General features: G+C 37.9%; 15 protein-coding genes. 5 read left to right on the top strand and 10 right to left on the bottom strand.

The window, feature by feature from the left end; translation table 11 throughout:
* Nucleotides 1-24 precede the first annotated feature (24 nt).
* Together Q0064_RS02165 and Q0064_RS02160 are read right to left on the bottom strand one after the other, a co-directional pair.
* Entirely contained in the window at nucleotides 25-1,038 is a 1,014-nt protein-coding gene (locus Q0064_RS02165; protein ID WP_298143617.1) for a glycosyltransferase family 2 protein, read from the bottom strand.
* Nucleotides 1,028-1,474 carry a type I restriction enzyme HsdR N-terminal domain-containing protein gene (locus Q0064_RS02160; RefSeq protein ID WP_298143614.1) on the bottom strand — a complete coding sequence of 149 codons (447 nt, stop codon included), beginning with the start codon at nucleotides 1,472-1,474 and terminating at the stop codon, nucleotides 1,028-1,030. Before Q0064_RS02160 ends, Q0064_RS02165 begins: the two co-directional genes overlap by 11 nt.
* 48 nt (nucleotides 1,475-1,522) lie before the next feature.
* Between Q0064_RS02160 and holA the strand changes: the two genes are divergently transcribed.
* The 3 genes from holA to ettA are packed head-to-tail and all read left to right on the top strand — an operon-like array spanning nucleotide 1,523 to nucleotide 4,428.
* On the top strand, nucleotides 1,523-2,527 hold the full coding sequence (gene holA / locus Q0064_RS02155) for a DNA polymerase III subunit delta (protein WP_298143611.1): 1,005 nt from the start codon (nucleotides 1,523-1,525) through the stop codon (nucleotides 2,525-2,527).
* An 11-nt stretch (nucleotides 2,528-2,538) separates the two neighbouring features.
* Nucleotides 2,539-2,721 (top strand): CAL67264 family membrane protein, encoded by a 183-nt coding sequence (locus tag Q0064_RS02150; RefSeq protein ID WP_298143608.1) that lies wholly within the window; start codon nucleotides 2,539-2,541, stop codon nucleotides 2,719-2,721.
* A gap of 15 nt (nucleotides 2,722-2,736) precedes the next feature.
* Nucleotides 2,737-4,428: an energy-dependent translational throttle protein EttA gene (ettA, locus tag Q0064_RS02145; RefSeq protein WP_094486077.1), complete on the top strand. Its 1,692-nt coding sequence runs from the start codon at nucleotides 2,737-2,739 to the stop codon at nucleotides 4,426-4,428.
* A 656-nt stretch (nucleotides 4,429-5,084) separates the two neighbouring features.
* Here the strand turns inward: ettA and Q0064_RS02140 are convergent.
* Complete coding sequence (locus Q0064_RS02140; RefSeq protein ID WP_298143602.1) at nucleotides 5,085-5,573, bottom strand: hypothetical protein; 489 nt, start codon at nucleotides 5,571-5,573, stop codon at nucleotides 5,085-5,087.
* Between the two features lie 53 nt (nucleotides 5,574-5,626).
* Entirely contained in the window at nucleotides 5,627-6,262 is a 636-nt protein-coding gene (locus tag Q0064_RS02135; protein WP_298143599.1) for a hypothetical protein, read from the bottom strand.
* 1,493 nt (nucleotides 6,263-7,755) lie between these two features.
* On the opposite strand from Q0064_RS02135, the gene Q0064_RS02130 reads away from it, so the two are divergent.
* The gene (locus Q0064_RS02130) at nucleotides 7,756-8,640 is read left to right on the top strand and encodes a hypothetical protein (RefSeq protein WP_298143596.1); all 885 of its coding nucleotides are present in this window, start codon (nucleotides 7,756-7,758) and stop codon (nucleotides 8,638-8,640) included.
* Nucleotides 8,641-8,746: 106 nt separating this feature from the next.
* The gene (locus Q0064_RS02125; protein WP_298143593.1) at nucleotides 8,747-9,427 is read left to right on the top strand and encodes a hypothetical protein; all 681 of its coding nucleotides are present in this window, start codon (nucleotides 8,747-8,749) and stop codon (nucleotides 9,425-9,427) included.
* A gap of 348 nt (nucleotides 9,428-9,775) precedes the next feature.
* Here the strand turns inward: Q0064_RS02125 and Q0064_RS02120 are convergent, their stop codons facing one another.
* The 6 genes from Q0064_RS02120 to Q0064_RS02095 form a co-directional block, all read right to left on the bottom strand.
* Entirely contained in the window at nucleotides 9,776-14,617 is a 4,842-nt protein-coding gene (locus Q0064_RS02120) for a RecQ family ATP-dependent DNA helicase (protein WP_298143589.1), read from the bottom strand.
* A gap of 828 nt (nucleotides 14,618-15,445) precedes the next feature.
* Nucleotides 15,446-16,291 carry a Bro-N domain-containing protein gene (locus Q0064_RS02115; protein ID WP_298143585.1) on the bottom strand — a complete coding sequence of 282 codons (846 nt, stop codon included), beginning with the start codon at nucleotides 16,289-16,291 and terminating at the stop codon, nucleotides 15,446-15,448.
* 428 nt (nucleotides 16,292-16,719) lie between these two features.
* Entirely contained in the window at nucleotides 16,720-17,091 is a 372-nt protein-coding gene (locus tag Q0064_RS02110) for a hypothetical protein (RefSeq protein WP_298143581.1), read from the bottom strand.
* A 10-nt stretch (nucleotides 17,092-17,101) separates the two neighbouring features.
* Nucleotides 17,102-17,560, bottom strand: a complete 459-nt coding sequence (locus Q0064_RS02105; protein ID WP_298143577.1) for a hypothetical protein — start codon at nucleotides 17,558-17,560, stop codon at nucleotides 17,102-17,104.
* The gene (locus Q0064_RS02100) at nucleotides 17,557-17,985 is read right to left on the bottom strand and encodes an SRPBCC family protein (protein ID WP_298143574.1); all 429 of its coding nucleotides are present in this window, start codon (nucleotides 17,983-17,985) and stop codon (nucleotides 17,557-17,559) included. The genes Q0064_RS02105 and Q0064_RS02100 overlap by 4 nt, the downstream gene beginning before the upstream one ends.
* A gap of 67 nt (nucleotides 17,986-18,052) precedes the next feature.
* Entirely contained in the window at nucleotides 18,053-18,619 is a 567-nt protein-coding gene (locus tag Q0064_RS02095) for a Crp/Fnr family transcriptional regulator (protein WP_298143570.1), read from the bottom strand.
* Nucleotides 18,620-19,625 lie beyond the last annotated feature (1,006 nt).

Here is a 19,625-nt window from a genome sequence, read left to right as displayed (position 1 = left end):
GTGAAAAGGATACCTAAACTATTGTTAAGATACATCGCTATAACGGCGCTTTCCTTGAACGAAGTATGCATAGACAATCGATTTTTTAGAAAAGTAGTCCGAACGCAGGTTTTTGGCTCGCTTTTTATACGTGTGGTAACACTTAGCGTAGAAGGCAAAATGTGCAGCAATTACTGCGCGGAACTTCGAAAATTCGCCGGAAATTAGGAACCGAATTGCGGCTACTCCGTCTAAAACCAAACGCAAGAGCAATACTTCGAATAACATGCCTTGCGGAACGTTTTTTAGCAGCATTAATAGCGAATTTCTAAAATTTAGAAAGACTTTTCGAGCAGAACCGCTCGCTAAAGTTGCGCCACCAACGTGAAACACAACGGAATCGGGTAGGTATCGGGCTTCAAATCCGCGATTAAATGCCCGCCAACACAGGTCTATTTCTTCCTGATGTGCAAAGAAGTCGGCATCAAAACCGCCAAGTTCGTCGAATACCTTCTTTCGTATCGCAAAACAAGCTCCGGTTGCCCAGAAAATCGGTGTTTCGTTCGAATATTGGTTTTCGTCGATTTCTACGGTTTCAAACAACCGACCGCGGCAGTACGGAAATCCAAACTTGTCGATAAATCCGCCCGCAGCTCCGGCATATTCAAATGCGGCTTTATTTTTGAAATCGCGAATTTTGGGTTGCGCTATGGCCAATTTTTCTTCTTCCGCGAAAGCGCGAACCAACGGCTGCAACCAATTTGGAGTTACTTCGACATCGGAATTAATTAAAACCAAAAGCGAGGCATCAATACTTTTTAAGCCTTCGTTATAACCACCGGCAAAGCCTAAGTTACTTTCGTTTCTGATACAAACTACGTCGGCGAACTCATTGGCAAGTACGGTCACCGAGTCGTCGGTCGAAGCATTATCGATTACGTAAATACGCGCCGAATCACTGCAATGAATTAGCGTAGGTAGAAATTGGCGCAACAGTTCTGCTCCGTTGTAATTGAGTACAACAACGGCCGTTTTAGATAAAAGTTCGTTAGTTTCCAAAGGCAGGTAAATCGGGAATTAATTCAAAACGTTCGCGTTCGTAATCGAGTTTGCAAAAATAGTGTTCCAAGCCATTTGTCACGAATAAATGTTGTGCTTGTACGTGCAAATTATAGCGTGCAATTTGGTCGAACGTGTCTTGCTTTATAGGTATTTCAGGTGCTTTACATTCGACTAACAAAAAAATGCTGCCGTTTTTATTGAAGACAACTAAATCGAATCGTTTTATTAACTGATTGATTTTCAGTTGACGTTCAACGCTGATTAAAGTTGTTGGGATTTGATAATGCGTTTGCAACAAAGCAATTACATGCTGTCTGACCCATTCTTCGGGCGTTAATACGATAAATTTTTTGCGAATAGGGTCGAAGATAAGCGTCTTATTTTCGCTATTTTTGAACCTGAACTGAGCGGGTGGAAGATTGAGTCGCTGCATGGCGCAAATATAAAGAGAAGATTAGCCCGAATTCAATTTCCGACTTTAATGGATGAAGCACTAAAAATTGTTGATGCGATCAAATCGGGCGACATCAAGCCCCTTTATTTGCTCATGGGTGAGGAACCGTATTACGTTGATAAGGTGTCCGAATACATTGAAGAGCACGTATTATCTGAAGACGAACGCGGCTTTAATCAGACTATTTTGTACGGACGTGATGTAAATGTTCCCGATTTAGTAGGAGCCGCCAAGCGCTATCCGATGATGGCCGAACGACAAGTAATAATTGTTAAAGAAGCCCAAGCCATTACTGGCAAACTAGATAAATTGGAAGAGTACGTTGCCAATTGCACGCCAACAACAGTGCTGGTTTTGTGTTACAAAGGTAAAGATGTAGATAAGCGAAAAGCGCTCTACAAGAATTTTCAGAAACACGGCGTGGTGCTCGAAAGCAAGAAACTCAAGGATGCGCAAGTGCAAACCTGGATTGCGAAATTACTGAAGTCGAAAGGTTTGCAAATTGAACCTAAAGCTGTTGCGATGATTAACGACAATTTAGGGAATAATTTGTCGCGTATTGCTACCGAAATTGACAAACTGGTGGTTAATATTCCGAGTGGAAGTACCGTTACTGCTGCAGATGTGGAATTGTACGTTGGAATAAGTAAGGACTTCAATATTTTTGAATTGCGAAAAGCAATCGCACAAAAAAACACGACCAAAGCCTTCCAAATTGTTGATTATTTTACCAAAAGTAAAAACGATATGCCTTTGGTGGTCATCGTAGCGCAATTGCACAAATTTTTTAGTCAGCTACTGATTTTACACGGATTAAAAGACAAGAGCAAACCGGCGGCAGCGCAAGCTTTAGGTGTTTCGCCGTATTTTGTCGACGAGTTTTTTGACGGTATCCGCGTATATCCGATGAAAAAAGTGAGCAGTATGATTGCCGCTTTACGCGATATTGATTTACAGAGCAAAGGCGTGGGTGCAGCTAATGCTAAAGAAAGCGATTTGTTTAAACTGCTTTTGATTAAGATATTTGCCTAAAATTTAAAAATATGGGAATGAATAAGAACACCGTTTTGGGTTGGGCTACCTTTATTATGATTCTGATGGGAATTTTACTTATTGGTTTAGGAGCTTTTCGTTACGACGAAGTTGCCGGATGGGGTTTTGCGGCCGTTGGTTTTGGCTTTTGGGCCAATGCTTGGGTTTTTAGTTCCTTAAAAGGACGCGTTTAATTAATTACACTATACATGTCAGACGATAAGAAGGTTATTTTTTCCATGCAAAAGGTCTCGAAGACCTACAGCAGCAGCGACAAACAAGTTTTAAAAAACATCTATCTCAGCTTTTTCTACGGAGCTAAAATTGGTATTCTCGGTTTAAACGGTTCTGGTAAATCGTCTTTGCTGCGTATCATCGCAGGAGTAGATAAAAATTATCAGGGCGATGTAGTTTTTGCACCCGGATATACTGTGGGTTATTTGGAACAAGAGCCGCAACTTGATGAGGATAAAACCGTTATTGATATTGTTCGCGAAGGAGTAGCCGAAACCATGGCTGTACTTGCGGAATACAACGAAATTAACGACAGTTTTATGCTGCCTGAGGTTTATGAAAATGAAACCAAAATGCAGCAATTAATGGACAGACAGGCGGCACTACAAGATAAAATTGATGCCTTAAACGCTTGGGAAATTGACACCAAACTAGAGATTGCCATGGATGCGTTGCGCACGCCTGATGCCGATACGCCGATAAAGCATCTTTCGGGTGGCGAACGCCGTCGTGTGGCACTTTGCCGTTTGCTGTTGCAACAACCCGACGTTTTGTTACTGGATGAGCCTACCAACCACCTCGATGCCGAATCGGTGTTGTGGTTAGAGCAGCATTTGGCACAGTACGCCGGAACAGTTATTGCCGTTACGCACGACCGTTACTTTTTGGATAACGTTGCTGGTTGGATTTTGGAACTCGACCGTGGAGAAGGAATTCCGTGGAAAGGAAACTACTCGTCTTGGCTCGATCAAAAAACGATTCGTTTGGCACAGGAAGAAAAAACAGCGAGTAAACGCAGAAAAACACTAGAGCGCGAGTTGGAGTGGGTGAGACAGGGCGCGAAAGGACGTCAGACCAAGCAGAAAGCACGTTTACAGAATTACGATAAGTTGTTGAATGAAGATCAGAAGCAACTGGACGAGAAGCTGGAAATTTACATTCCGAACGGTCCGCGATTGGGAACTAACGTAATTGAAGCTAAGAACGTTGCGAAAGCTTTTGGCGACAAATTGTTGTACGATAATTTGAACTTTACCTTGCCTCAAGCGGGAATTGTTGGTGTTATTGGTCCGAATGGTGCCGGTAAGTCGACAATTTTCCGCATGATTATGGGAGAAGAAACACCCGATGGTGGTAGCTTTTCGATTGGCGAAACGGTAAAGATTGCTTACGTGGATCAGTCGCATTCAAATATTGATGTCGATAAATCGATTTACGAAAACTTTAGCGGTGGTCAAGAATTGATTATGATGGGCGGCCGACAAGTAAATGCACGTGCGTATTTGAGTCGTTTTAACTTTGGTGGCAGCGAACAAAACAAAAAGGTATCGATGCTTTCGGGCGGTGAACGCAACCGTTTGCACTTGGCCATGACATTAAAGGAAGAAGGCAATGTTTTGCTTTTAGATGAGCCTACGAACGATTTGGATGTAAATACCTTACGTGCGTTAGAGGAAGGTTTGGAAAACTTTGCGGGTTGTGCTGTGGTTATCAGTCACGATCGTTGGTTTTTAGACCGAATTTGTACGCATATTTTGGCTTTTGAAGGCAACTCGGAAGTGTACTTTTTCGAAGGTGGCTTTACGGAATACGAAGAAAACAAGCGCAAACGTTTAGGTGCCGACGTGACGCCGAAGCGTATCAAATATCGAAAACTCATTCGCTAAGTAATGAAAGAATTGGAAGAAACCGTTGCTCGAAAGGCAGCGGTTTCTTTTTGATACGATTTTTCATAGACGTTTTTCTGCGTTAAGGATGGCAGCGAAAATCCTGCCACGAGCGGCCGTTGCCGAGTGGCAGATATTAGCGAACAGCCTGACCTGCCGAGTCGACTTTTAGATGCAGCACAGACGTTGGCAGGGAACGCCCAGATAAACTCAGGTATTCGATTTTTTAAGTGCACGGAGACCATCGAACTTCGCAGATTTTTTCGCAATTTAGCGCTGTGGCGGAAACCACAGAGCAGCCGCCCAAAAGTTGTTCCAACATTCGATAGGCTGCCTTCGATAAGTTTAGGCTCTAACAAAATGTGGGATCGGTAGGATAAAAGATACGATTAGTGGCGAAATCATCAGTATCGCAATACTTAAATCTTAATACTAAAGAGATACGTAAACTGGTTAACTCTTCTAGCTTCTCCACAAAAAAATCTTCCAACTTTGCCACACACAACCACACAGTTTCCCATACAATTGCGCTATTAATTAACTGCCAGATAAGAGCTGCAGATTTAAAAGAGATTTAGTGTTGATCAATCACAAAGCGCATGAATGGATACAATCTGCAAATTGAAACCTTAAGTAATGCTTTCCTACAATTGCCGCTAACGGAGGTTCTTTTCTAGAAGTCTAAAATATTGCTCCTCGGCATTGTAAAAATCCCAGTATTTGTCCTCGTTTTTCAGTAATTCATAAGATTTAAAAGCGCTGTTTAATTGGTCGTGAATGGCACTTATATAATCATTCCAAGCTAAGTTTCTTCTAATGTTTTCGATAAAAAAAATGGGGCTTGAATCTTCTGGAACCATGAAATCGTCCGAAAAATAAACAATACCGAAGGTTTTCAAATCGGCTTTTGCAACAAATTCAAGTGCTTTTCTTGTTGGATACTCAAAAGTAAATGCAGAGGTGCTTTGGTGAAAGTCGGCTACATTATTCGCTTCCGAAGCGCAAGAAACCATAGTCTCAAATTCGTAAACTTCCATTAAAAGCGGAATAATGGTAGCATTTTTTTCGTGAAAATGAACAATATCGATGGGTATTGCTGCGTCGAAATCTTCTGTAGTGATCAGGTAGCAAATGTGTTGTGCCATATCGTTGGAGTTTGAATTTCGGATCTGGGTACTTGTTATGATTTGTTTTGCAGTTAATTGCGAAGCTCTGCGTACTTTCCGTCTATAAATTTATAGACGACTTCTTGCTTTTTACCTCGTGCATCGGTTGTTGTACACGTGTCTTTTTTTCGCTTACCTCTTGATTTTACTTTTTTTTCATTTTCCACAGAACAATCGGTTTTTACATTCTTGACCGTAATCGTTCCAGAATCATCGAAAGTCACATCCGATTTATAGCAGGTATTTCCGTTTGCTTTAGGCTGTCCCGCGATAAATCTATTAAAATTAGTTTTTTTATGATCGATCACTTCAAAGATTACCGACTTTGTGTCCAGATTCCAAATCTCGTATTTTCCGATTTCGACACTTTCATCAATGTCGAACGTTCCTCCGTGTTGCGAGTTAAAAAATGTGCAGTTAAAATAAAAAACAAGTTCCTTTCTTCCTATTCCATCGACTTGAATAGAATCAACAATTTTTATGTCGCCGCATAAAGAAATCTTTGGATTAAATCCGATTGTTGAAAATTTAGGTAAGAAATTAGTAAAGAAAATGGTGTCTTTCGTGTTATTGTAAACGTATCTCCTGTCTTGTCCCAGACTTATTTGCGACACAGCCAAATTGGAGAGGCTTAAAAATAAGATTAAAACGTACCTGTAATTTTTCATGGTTCCCCTTCTCTAGTTTTGCAAATTATCGTGTAGGTTTGGTTTTCGCATCAGCCAAATTTCAAAGCAACATCAGCTGATTTTAAGCTATAAAATTTGCTGTGCCCTAATCTTAAAGCTAGAATTTAGTGCTGCTGTAATTCCTTTATTGTTTATTCCGACCAGTATTTTAGTTCCAAAACTAAGCAAAAACTCTGCCGTAATCAATTTGGATAATTCTCGATAGCGCACGGCATGGAAAGATCTTTTTAATGCCGGCAATTCAAAGCAAACCGATTTTTTGAAGTATGAGTTTATCGCCAGACAACAAATATTTTTTCTTTATTTTTTGGGGGTACCGGCGGCGCAATTGTACAGCTTCGCAAACGTTTCGTGTAGCCGCCGTCGCGCTATCCGCTGTATCTTTTTGGCAACACAAAAGTGGAAATTTCGTAAGGCCAAAAAGGATAACGCTGCTATCGCTTACCCGAAATACGTATTAACGTGAAGCCGTACATTTACGCAACTTATCCGGGCAAAGTATTTTTTCAATTTTTTTTAATTGGAGTGGAAAGTTGGTGCGTGTTTCAAATTAATCTAAAGATTGGGATATTTTGTGGTGACCGATCGTTACTAACGATTTGCCTTAGCCCCGGTTGCAGCGGCAGCCCACAGTAAAAGACGGCTACGTGAACCGGGTTGCGCGGGCGACCTCAGAAGCCTGCTGCAAGACGTGTGAACGCGCCGTTTTTTACGAGGACTACAGCGGAAAACGGGAAGAGCTAATTAAAGATTTCCAGAATTAAAGATTTCGAGATTTCGAGATTGAAAGATTTGAAAAAGCTAAAAAAGCTAAAAAAGCTAAAAAAGCGAAAAAATTGAAATTAAAGTAAATAGACAAAAACAGTGTTTTTTTGACATCGTGTAAAACTTTGTGAACTCTGTGCCTATGTGGTCAACCGCAGTAATTTAGTAAAAATTGAAAAGATTTAAAAAAGCGAAAAAATTGAAATGCATGTAATTAGAGAAAAACAGTGCTTTTTTGACATCGTGTAAAAACTTTGTGAACTCTGTGCCTATGTGGTCAGCCTGACTGATGTAGTAAAAAGTTACAAGATTAAAAGATTAGCCTTCGACAAGCTCAGGCACCAGCCTTCGACAAGCTCAGGCTCCGACGAAACGTGGGTTAAGTTGGGGAAATGACACGTTAAGTGGTGAACGTTACGATTCCGATAGTCATCGGGACTGGCTTCTCAAAAAACGAAACTTTAGGTGGTGAACGCCGCAAAGTCTTAATACTCCAATCTTAATACTTTAAATTATAAACAACCGCTTTGCCTTCTTTGCATAAAACTATTCTAAGCTCACGTTCAGTTAATAGGTACTAGTTGTGTTTTTTCACAATTTCAAACTTTTCTAAAGTCGCGAAATGAAGTCTTCGTAAAATAAACAGTTTCGGAAATCGTTACACTTTTCAGTACCTATGCACTTTCTGTCCTTTAAAATCCGAACTTGTGAAGTATTTATACGTATTGTTATTGTTATCCAGCATTCTTGCAGCACAACCTAATCCAACGACAGGTTATCCGCAAAGAATTGCAGATATTACACGAATCTTGGAAAAAGACTCTTTGAACGATCCGCTGCGATGGGAACGGCTCACCATGCAAGTTACACTGCTCGACGGCGATTGGGTTTACCAGCCATTTTCCCAATACCTCAACGCCGAAACCAATCCGGAAAAGCTGGGTATTAAAACCTATGAAAAAGAATTTGAGAGAATCTACCGAAATTATATTCAAACGGGCGATTTCAATATTGTAAATGAACGAAATTTCTACCATCAGCGCGGACTCTATTTTATGAAAACCAGACAGTTTACGGCAGCTATAGCCGATTATAAACAACTATTGGCTAGTAACATCTCCCAAGCCGCGTGGGAAAGCCAGCACTTTACGTTTTTAGCACTAGATATGCTTTTCAACATTTATGTGATTGGGAACGATTTCACTCAGGCGCTACAAACCATAAACATAAAGCTCGTTGAAGAGCAAAAAAGACTCGGATCACGGTATTATTCGTACGCAAATTCTTCCTATGCAAAAGTTAAGCTGTTTGATAAATTTGACAAGCGAGAAGAGCTAATTACTTACCTTAAACAGCTTTCCAAAGAAAATTTTGAGTATTACTTTGAGAAGCATCAAGACAAAAACACGAACCTCAAAGGAGTGAAACAATTGGGATACTCCCATGTAGTTTTGTTGATTAGATATCTTAAAAAATATGAGAGTCCAGAGCTTAAAAAATACAACGCCATTTATCGGAAATTGTCAAAGCGAAACCGCATGAAAGAGAACTTAACGGACAACGATTTAAAAACCATCGTTGCAAAAATATAAGTTGCGACCGACAGCCGTTTTTTGCGATTTCGTTATTTTAAGACTTAAACAATAAAAACAGATTATCAAGAAAATCGGATTTAAAACACAATTAAAGTTAGGTGATATGAAAAAAGTACTGCTCCTATTAATTCTGTTTATTTCAAATCTTATGGTTGCGCAAGATGGTGAGTTGTGGCATTTTAAGTTTAAGTTCAAATTAAATACGAAGGAAACGCTCAGATATACCTACAAAAATGTTGAAGTGTTTCTCAACGATTCCAAAACTTTTAACTATCTGAGGAATTACGATTTAAAGTACAATGCAAAAACAAAGGAATACGAACTTTTGATACGATACAATTGCATCAGTTGCGGTTATCCAAGTAATGATTTTCCGCCAGAAATTTATTTGCGACTAGAGTTTGAGGGTTCTCGTTTACAATATCCGTTTTATGCCGTCGTGCCTATTTATTTTGAAAAGTCGGAGTCTTTTGTTTTCCATGAGTTTTTAAACGGACTAGACCATCCGTATTCAAATTTGGATCAAACTAAAACAGCTTTGTTGCCCGACGACGTGGAAAAGCAAAGTCAAATTGATGCTCTTAATGCTCTTTCGTACGACAACGCCATCAACCTCGGAACCATAGATATCAAACATTTCATTACTGATGATCAATGGAAAGATGATATTGAAAGGTACCAGATCATTGAAGTTCGTTCACGCGATTCGATTCAGTACAAAAAAGCCGGCGAGTACACACCCCGTAGTATGAACCGCCTTGTGCCTTTGAAAATGAGGTTATAGTAATTCTTTTACTATTTAACTTCAGTTCGACATAAAAACCTTTGTTAGATCGCTTGAAATGAAAACTTTAGATGGCTACTATTAATTTCGATTCACCATTATTTATAGCTAATCATTTAAACAGTCGCTTACGTAATTGTATTTTTTTGAGATACCGCGGTATCCCAAAGAAAATACGCCTAGTAATCAACTATTTAAAAGCTTTCTAACTTTGATTTTTATATCGAACTCACGTTATTTACGAATTGATGCGTTTTTAGTTGGTGTGTTTGAAGAATTTTGGTCGTGGTAAGAATAATGCTGTTGTTGTGCTACGTTGAGTTTTAGTTAAGCAGTATCTTAAATCAATTACTTATTTGATCTTTCGAAGTACAGACCTGGCAACACAATTTTTACTTCGTGATGCATGTTTTCATTCTTCCAGAAGAGAATATAGTTTACTGTTGCATATTTTAGTTCGTAATGATTCGTTTTTCTGGTTTCAATTTGTTCGACAAAATGTTTAGAGAACTTTAAAATGGGCTTGCCGTTGCTATCAAAACATCCGTTTTCATTCACAATTAAAGTGTCACCGCTAGTAAGTTGGGATATAACGCTTTGTTTGTCTATGAAATAGTTTAGCCATACGTCTTTTAAAGTTAATTGCATTACTAGGCCTTTCGGCTGAGGATGAAAATCTCTGTCGTCAATCCAATTTACGTGATCTGCTTTCAACTGATCTAAAATGTTGGAGTTCACATGAATTGTCAGATTGTTTTTTGCTCTTGTTAGTGCAACATATAATTGTCGTTTTTCTTCGTTTATTGTGAGGTTAAAGTCATCAAGCAGTATAAAAACGTTATCAAATTCTTTACCTTTTGCCTTGTGAATGGTTGAAACAAAAATAGTTTCACTTTTTTCACTGAAAAAGTCTTCTAGTTTTGATTCCCGGATAAACGCATCTAAATCCGATTTATATTTCCTTTTGGGATTGACGGTTGCAAAATCTTTGAAGATGTTTAAGCAAATTTCTAAGTTAGAACTGTTTCGAAATCTGTTAATTAGTGCATGTTGGGCATTTTTCCATACTTCATCGCTAATGGTTGGAACTTCATCAGACGCATTTATATGATTCATAAAGAAACGCATTTCAAACAGATTTTGTAAATTAAATCCGTCATTGGATTGAATTAACTTCGCATGCACTTTGTTTTTTAACAACAAGCCTGTAATTTGTAGTGCTTCGTCGTTTGTTTTTGTCAAAACACACGTAGTGCCTGAAAGTCCTGTTGTTAGGATGTCTTGAACGAGGGGGTCGATGAGGTTTTTATTTTGATAACGAACTATTTTTAATGTTCCGTTGTCTTTTTGCATAGCAACTATGGGCAGTTGCTTCAGGCGATTTGGAATCCGATTTACATATTGATTTGAAAAAGCTACAAGATTATTTTTGCTTCTGTAGTTTTCAAGTAATTCGTATTTTATAGCATGATGTTCACGAATAAAATTCTCCAAATATTTTGAACTCGCTCCTCGAAATTCATAAATATTTTGGTCGTCGTCTCCAACTGCAATGACGCGCATATCTTCATTTTGTTCTATCAATGACTTAACAAGCGCAAATTCGTCGTAGTTCATATCTTGCGCCTCGTCAATTACCAAAACAGTTTTCGTGATTCTGCTTTGTTCGACATCCTTACTTCTAATTTTTTCGATGGTCTTTTGCAGAATTTCATCTGATTTTTCCAAACTTCCAACCTTCCCCAGCAAATCAAAACAATAAGAGTGAAAGGTCTTGATCTCAATATAATGGGCAACATTTCCAATTAATTGCAGCAATCTCTTTTTAAATTCAGTTGCTGCTGCTCTAGAAAATGTAAGCATCAATAATTGCTCTGTCTTTACATCTTCCATAAGTAGTAACGACGCAAGTTTGTGCACTAAAACGCGTGTTTTTCCGCTTCCAGGTCCGGCGGCAACAACAAGATGTTGACTTTCTTTGTCGTTGATGATTTTTAGTTGTGTTGGCGAAAGTTCACCAAACAATTGCTGAAACTTTTGCGGTGTGATATTTCGTTTGATTTCGTTTTGTCGGCTACCCTTAAAGTATTTACTCAAAAACGAATTGTAATTCAATTGGAAATAGTCTTCTACGAATTGCAAAGCGTTTTTATAGTCGGAAATCATCATTTTAGCATATTCGCCCACGATATGAATTTGCTGTACTTTACTTTCATAAAACTGTTGCAATTTCTGATAATCGTCTTTGGTGTATTTTTTCCTATTGTCGGTTTCTGTTCTTTCAATGGTTAATCGGTTATACAATACAAGAAAACCGCCTTCAATTTTAATAGCTTCAATACGCGACAAATAAAAGAGCGCATCTTCAATATCGTCAATGCTAATATTCAAATTAAAAAGATTGCTCCTGTTTTCATAGTCGGCTTTTAGCTCGTGTACAGAGAACTCAACCAAAACTTCCTCTTTTTCTGAATCAGTATTTAATTCACTTTGATTGCTTTTTTCATATAAAAACTGAATAATAGCATTTGCTAAATCATGGCGCTTCTCCAGCTTTTCTTTTAAGACTTCCTGGGTATGCAAAGAACGAATAGCGATGTGGTTTTTAGAATCTAACGATTTTCGTTTAATCCAATTCTTAATAGCCCAGAAATTGAAGATTGTCTTTATTCTGTTCGTGTTTACCTCATCAATTCCTGCTGCAGCGGCATGTTCATTGAGTTCTTTTATATGAATTACTTTTTCTTCTTCTTCAAAATAGGGCAATAAAAAGTTCTCTATTTTTCGAAATGTATCGACAATTTTCAACGAACGATTTCTATTTTCCCCTTTTTTGATAAATGCAGTCAGATCTTTGGCATCCGCTAAAATATTTTCTTCACGCAAAAGATTGATGATGGTAATAACCTCGTCTTTTACGATGCCCAGATGGTCGCTGATGTAGTCAACTCTCGATTCGGCAGCTTCATCGTTTGTTTCCTTTCTGCGTTTACTGGAAAAAAGTTTTTTGATAATTCGAATTCCTTTTTCTTTTTGATGTTCTTGAAATTTATCAGATGCATTAATTTTCGCAATGGCTTCTTCGGCATTCTTTGAAATAATACTGTTCGCAAAAATACGAGGCATATTTTGGCCTCGCGTTAGGTATCCAGCGTCTTCTAGCGCTGCAATGGCAGTAGTTACGCGTGTTTCAATTTCAACTACATTTTCATCCCAACCTGCTTTTCGTGCTATTTCCAAAGCCGAATTTGAAACTGTTGAACGAAAACGGGTTATATCTTTTATAGCTTTCCAAATTTGCTGAATTTCTTTTATTGAAAGCTTAGTTTGATTCAGTAATATGAAGTGTTTGCTGAGATCTTCTTCATTAAATAAAACAAAACAATCTGCGGCCAGATTTTCATCTCGTCCGGCTCGTCCGGCTTCCTGAATGTAGTTTTCAAGCGAATCAGAAATCTCAAAGTGGATAACCATGCCAACGTCTTTTTTATCAACGCCCATTCCAAAAGCCGAAGTAGCAACGATTATCTGAGTAGTACCATTGATAAACGAATCCTGATTTTTAGATTTTTCAATCTTATCCATTTTTCCGTGGTACGGTTTTGCACGAAATCCGTCTTGAGTTAACTGCTCGGCTAGCGCGTAGGCTTTTCGCGTCCGAGAAACGTAAATAATTGTCGGACAATTCTTTTCGTCAAGTAAATCGCGAACGGTTTGATATTTTTCTTCTTCGTCAACTCTATTGAAAACTTTGTATTTCAGATTTGTACGAGCTGCTTTTGAAGTGAATAATTCTAGTTCGAGCGATAGCTTTTCTTTAAAATACGACCGAATATCTTCAATTACTTTTTGTTTTGCAGTTGCCGTAAAGCATGAAACCGGAATTCCTTCATCTAGATTTTTCTTTTCTTGAACTGCTTTTATGAAGTCGCCAATGTACAAATAGTCGACTCGAAAATCTTGCCCCCAAGCCGAAAAACAGTGAGCTTCGTCGATTACGAAACGAGCAATTTTTCTTCCTAGAATTAATCTTTCAATCGTTTTGGATCGCAGCGATTCGGGTGATATGTAGAGAATAGAAGCTGAGCCGTCTTCAACTCTTTCAAAAGATTTTACTCTTTCAATGGGGTCGAGCAAGCCATTTATGGTTACGGCATCCGTAATTCCGTTTCTTTCCAAATTATCGACTTGGTCTTTCATAAGCGACTGCAACGGCGAGATAACTACAGTCAATGCTTTCGAGGTTTCGCCGCTAATCAAAGCAGGAACCTGAAATGTGATTGATTTTCCGCCGCCGGTTGGAAAAACGGCAAGTATCGATTTGTTGTTGATAGCTGCGTTAACTGCCCTTTCTTGTAAAGGTTCTCCGTCGTAGTTTCGAAAAGAGCTGTAACCAAAAAAGCGCTTCAATCCTTTGTGTGCATCTAAAAAGTCGTTGCAATAAGCGCAGCCACTAAGGCAAGGTTTGTTTCGTAAAAGAAACATGATTCGTTCTACTTCGGGATAATTTTTTAAAACCCAACGCGGCGTAATGGAGTACGCCTTTTTTCTGACCACGAACGAATGAATAAGCGATAGGGCATAAGCGAGTTCAATTGGATTTTCAAAGCTTAGTTTCGACACATCGGCTTTTTCGCAAATTTCATTATTAAAATGTGTGCGAACTATATGAGTTAAGTCGTTCTCAGAACTTTTGTAATCGATGAATCGAAAAAAGGCGTGAAATTCTCGGTTGTCGTTTAGTAATAAGTAGAATATTTGTTTTAAGCTCTCGTTAAGCTGTTTGAATGCCGTAATCTCGTCATTCAGTAAATCTTTTGCTTTTATGGAATCGTTTAACGGATTGTTTTCATCTTCATAGTATAATTTATCGTCTTTGACCAATGCATGATATGGCTTGCTTGGAAATAGCAAAGGTGAAAGATGCAACGTGTCGATGATGTTAGCTGAATTTACTCCTGCCGCTGCCAGCGCTTTTCCGATATATTGTAAGTCGTGATTAATAATATTATGACCACAAACAAAATGCGTACCGCTCACAAATGCTATAAATGCAGTAACCGAAGGGTCGTGAAACAAGCTGCCATTATTTTTAACACCGCCAATATCACGAATGCGCTTGCTTTGGGGGTCAATTTCGGTGTCGATAAATGCAATGGAGTGGTTGGTATGTAGTTCTTCTCTAATCAAGTTTGATACGTCAGCTCGTTTTTGTAGTTGGAAGTACGTTTATATACCTCGTAACCGTCTTTTTATTGTTTCTTTTACTTCTAATGCTTTCCAGAATTTCGATCAACTTCGTTTTTAAACACTTGAACTGAAACTTCTACAAAGACAAAAATAAAAATACGAATAAATTCTTACGCCTTTACAATAATTTACCGTGAATTTCTTTCAGAAGTAAAGCTGGGAATAAAAGGCATTGGCTTAGGTTGCATTTGGGAGTTTTTGAGTGAAAGTAATGTGAAAGCAAGGGTTGTGTAGTGCCTGTTGTAGTATATAAAAATTCAATTATAAATATCCTTTCGATACTTATCCCAAATTGTAAAAATTGAGATTATAAACATATTGGTGAGCAAATAAAAAACAAGATTTTGTAGAATTACTGGAGATTTTAATGTACCAAAATTATCATCGAAACCATAAAGTTTCCCCAAGATAATCTCACCTAGCACAGCGCTACAAAACATTGCTAGGATACCGATGAAAACCGAATAAAATATCTTTTCAGCAAAAATGAATTTACGACATGTACTTATATATTATACACTAGTGATAAAAGTAAAGGCGAAATACACTATAAATGGGTGATTTTCATAATGTCTAAAGCTGAATGGTGCGTCGATTAAAACTGCAAAGGTTGTCATAATGATTAACATAATTAGTAACTTGAATTTTAGTATTTTGGGGATAGTTTGATTCATGAGTTTCAATTAACGTTTTATGAATACTTAAAGTCGGGAGACTTTGTGGAGGGCAGTTCATAAACCGGCGTTAAAGGCGATTATGACGTGTTCTTTATTCATCCATTTTCTTTGGAGATTTTTCAATACCTAAAACCGACTTAGCATTTAGCGAACTAACTACTTTTTTTCCTGTTTTTGATTCCAATTCTTTGAGAGCCACTTTAGCTACATTGCCGCCTTGTTGGGCAACTTTTTTGCTTTCATCGAAATCTTTCGGATTTGTGGCTTGCGAAATATCCTTGGTAGAAGCCTCAGCAAGCATGTTTAAAATCAATTCAGTATTAGTCATGTTATCACGTAAGTTTTCTTTTTTCAATCCTTTGAAAACCTTGTATTGTTTGGTGGTTTTACCCGCCCAAGCTTTAGTGATTATATCGGTAAGCGTGGCAAATTGTTGCCCTTCTTTTAGTCCTTTGTTTTTCCATTCATCAGTTAGTTCTTTGCGAATTTCAATGCTTTTTAGGCGCTGGTTTATCCAGTTTTCCGAATAGCCTAACTTTAAATATTGTTCCAAAGCACGATCAATACTCAATTCAGGATCTTGCATTTCATCTAAGCGTTCGCTGCCTACTTGCGCAAGCCACAGCTTAAAAGGCTCGGCTTTGTGAGACGGAATAGACTGAATTAATCTGAAAAGCTGTTCCGTATCTGCTACATCAGTCAGACGCATTTTTCCGTCATCTGCCTGCATTTTCAACTGTCCGATTTTTTCGGACAGTTCACTTCCTTCCTTCTTAAGTTTAGCCTTTAAGTCGCTCCAATATTTTCTCGGTCGGTCGGTGCCAGCCAATATTTCGATCACATCAATTACAGAAAAAAACCATTTTTCATGATCGACATCCCACACGGTTCGTACCTGTTTGTCTTCAAATATTTGAATCGATTTTTTAGTAGTCATAATACCTTTTAATGGTTTGAATTAAAAAAAAGCTAAATTACACGAAAGGCTAATGCATCAGTTAATAGTTGCATTTACCAACGGTTGCGTGTATTTCACTAACACATTTTCGTCATTTAGCTTTCGAAACAATACAAATAGCCGCAGCTTTTCATTGAAATCCAATGCTTCGAAAGCGACTAACTTGAGCCAAAGTTATATCACAAAAGCGAGAAAAGCTTTGCGGTTTTACAAAATGGCTGTTTTTTGACTCCAAAAAAGGCGTTTTAAGGCTTAGTTATTTTTTAAAACCACACGCTATTTTGCGAACGAGCGTACTTTAAAACGTCTTATTTGAGCTCGTTTTGATTTGGAATTTTTATATTTTGGCGAAAGATGATAGTTGTGCAACGGTTACCACTGTTACCTGCTGGGCTTTTTCGGTCTTGCTACTTCGTCCATTCTGTCCAAGGAATAATAAATGGTAAAACCAAAACCCAAATTAAAAAAAATAATGCCATACCTGTCGGATAAGGTTGATTATTTCTGATTGCTGGTAAAGCGACTACTAAAAGCCAAGTTCCTTTGTATATAAGTTGCACTAAAAGTATTGGTGAAAATGAAATTGGTCGCCATAGTCCTAAAATTGATAAAATTGCTATTGCTAACCACAAACAACCAACAAGCCGTATAACTTCTGTCGGTTGGTAGGCGTTTTGGAAAACTGTCAAGGCAGATTTGTTTGGGTTGAAAACAGAAGTTATGCTTATCCAACCTGCTACTATTATGTTTGCTATGTAAACTATTTTTAGTGCTATCATTTTTTTTATTTTAAAAGGTTCGTCCAATGCCTGTTTTTAAAACAGGAAGAATTAAGTTATTGTCCGCATTTGTTGTTCTGCCAATGCCTAAACGGCTGTCAAAAGTCCAAGCATTTGATTTCCCAAATCGGTAGGCATAACCATAACCCGCATATGGCAGAAAGGTTATGCTTTTATCTTTTCGCAAAAAATCACTTTCTAAAAATGCTGTGCCTACAAATACAAAATGTCCGTTCATTCTCTCGTTTATAAAATACTTCAAATTTATACCGTGAGTATTTATAAAATTTGTTTCCAACTGAATGGTTAATTTGTCCAAAGTCCGCATTTCCAAAGTTAGCAGTGGGGTAAACGGTGGAAAAATCAAAAAACTTAATCTGATATTTCCAATTGGCAATTTAGGTTCAGTTGTTTGTGCTTGCAACTTTGAAAAAAAGGAAAACAAGCATACGAAAATTACTGTTTTCATTTATTTTCTGCTATTCGTTTGAAGTTATTCATTACTTCAGGCAAAACCTTTCTGAATTGTCCGCCAAGCATTAACCCAAAAATATATTTCAGAAACCCTGTAAATGCAATATCGTCCGTAAAATGAACTTCGTTGTTTGTTTCTGTCAAACTACGCTTAATTACAAGTTCGCCAACTGGCATAATTGTATTGATGGTGTATGAGTGATTAGGGATAAGTTCTGAAATGTAAAATTTCAATTTTGGTCCCGTTTTGGGTTTCATTGTCCCTTTTGCACCTTTTTCAAAAATGCCTTCAAGGTTTGCTTCAAGGAGTTCTGTGTCCCATTGATGCCAATTTTGAACATCAATAAGTGTCTGCCAAACATTGGCTTTTGTAGTGTTTACAGATATTGTAAAACTAAAATGATGATTGCTCTGCTTCATTTTTTAGATAGAATTTAAAAACTTGTGCAAAGTTCTATCTATAAAATGAGAAACTACTGCACCTATGTTAAGTCGCCAATTTTTTTCTAATTCTGCTCAATGATTGTGGGGCAATTCCTAAATAAGAAGCCAAAATGTTTAATGGTATTCGTTTTAAAAGTTCAGGTTCATTTTTGAGCATCTTCTCGTAGCGAAACTCTGCTGTTTCGGTTTGTAGTTCTTCTAAAATCTCTTCTGTGAAAAATTGTACTTCTTGAATTATTTTTCTTGCAAAGTCTGTCCAACTTTTAAGGTTGTACAATTCATTTACTTGATTGTATGAAATTTGCCAAACAATTGACTTTTCTATGGCTTGGATATTTTCGTTTGCAGGCTTTTGGGAATTGAAACTTGATTGTGAAGTGAAAAAATAAGGTGCTTCGGTAAAAAACTTTGTTATGTTATTTCCGTCTTTGTTGATGTAAAAATGAAGTAGCCCGCTTTCCACAAAATAAAGGTGTCGGCAAACTTTGCCTTCTTGTAAAATAAGTTCGTCTTTTTCAATTACTTGTTTCTCAAAGCAAACAGAAATTTGCTTCCACTCGTCTGTCGGAAGTGAAGTATAATTTTCAATGAATTTTCGTAAAGTGTCCAAATTTAAAATGTGTCAATTTGTTAGTTATTTGCGGTCTGTTAGCCTTGCAGGTAACTCCCAAATATACGAAAGTTTTTATCCCACTTTTCAGCGCGTTATTCGCCTAAACACACGTAAACATTGGGAGGTGCCATTTTATTTCATTTTTTAGAATTTTATAAATGTTCGTTTTTTCAATATGTTAAATTTGTATTTGGCAATTGAAAATTAACAATCTAGAACGTAACCTCAGTCACTGTTGTATTTCGCAACAACAAAGCTGTTTTAATCGTAAAATCTTCAAAAAATCCATTTCAAAATAAGCAGCATTCGCATTTGGGTCATGTTTGCAAAATTAAACAATTGAAACTACCCAAAACTACCTACTTATAGGTATTTTTCCCACCAAACGTTAGTAACGTATTTTCTAGCCCGGATGGTAGCGGTAGCCCGTAAGAAAAATATGGCTGCGTGAAACGGTGGGCGCGTGGTGACCTGAGAAACCACGCGCAAACCGATTGAACGCGCCGTATTTTTTGCGGACTAAAGCGAACAGCCGGATGAAGCTACAAATGGAAAAAAGCGAAAGAATAGAAAAAAGCGAAAGAAGCGAAAAAATGAAAGAATTGAAAGAAGTGAATTCCGATAGCTATCGGAAGGGAAAAAAGCCTTCGACACGTTCGTGGTTTACCACGCGAGAGGACTCGCGCGGCAGCGACATGGGAGGAAGGTTTCGAGATTAAAAGATTTCGAGATTAAAAGATTACAAGATTAAAAGATTAAAAGATTTCGAGATTGAAAGATTGAAAGATTTTGAGATTGAAAAAGTGAAAGCAGGCCTTCGACAAGCTCAGGCACCAACGAATTATTGGTTCGGGTGGAAAAACGATACGTCAAGTGGTGAACTCATCGATCCCGATAGCAATCGGGACTAGCTTCTATCCCGATAGCAATCGGGACTAGTTTCTAGCTTCTAGAAAAAGAGCACAAAGTTTCACAAAGTTTTTCACGAAGTACACAATGCTAC

The organism is Flavobacterium sp. (genome assembly GCF_027490375.1).
Taxonomy (GTDB): Bacteria; Bacteroidota; Bacteroidia; order Flavobacteriales; family Flavobacteriaceae; genus Flavobacterium.
This window is presented reverse-complemented; position numbering and strand designations above follow the sequence as displayed.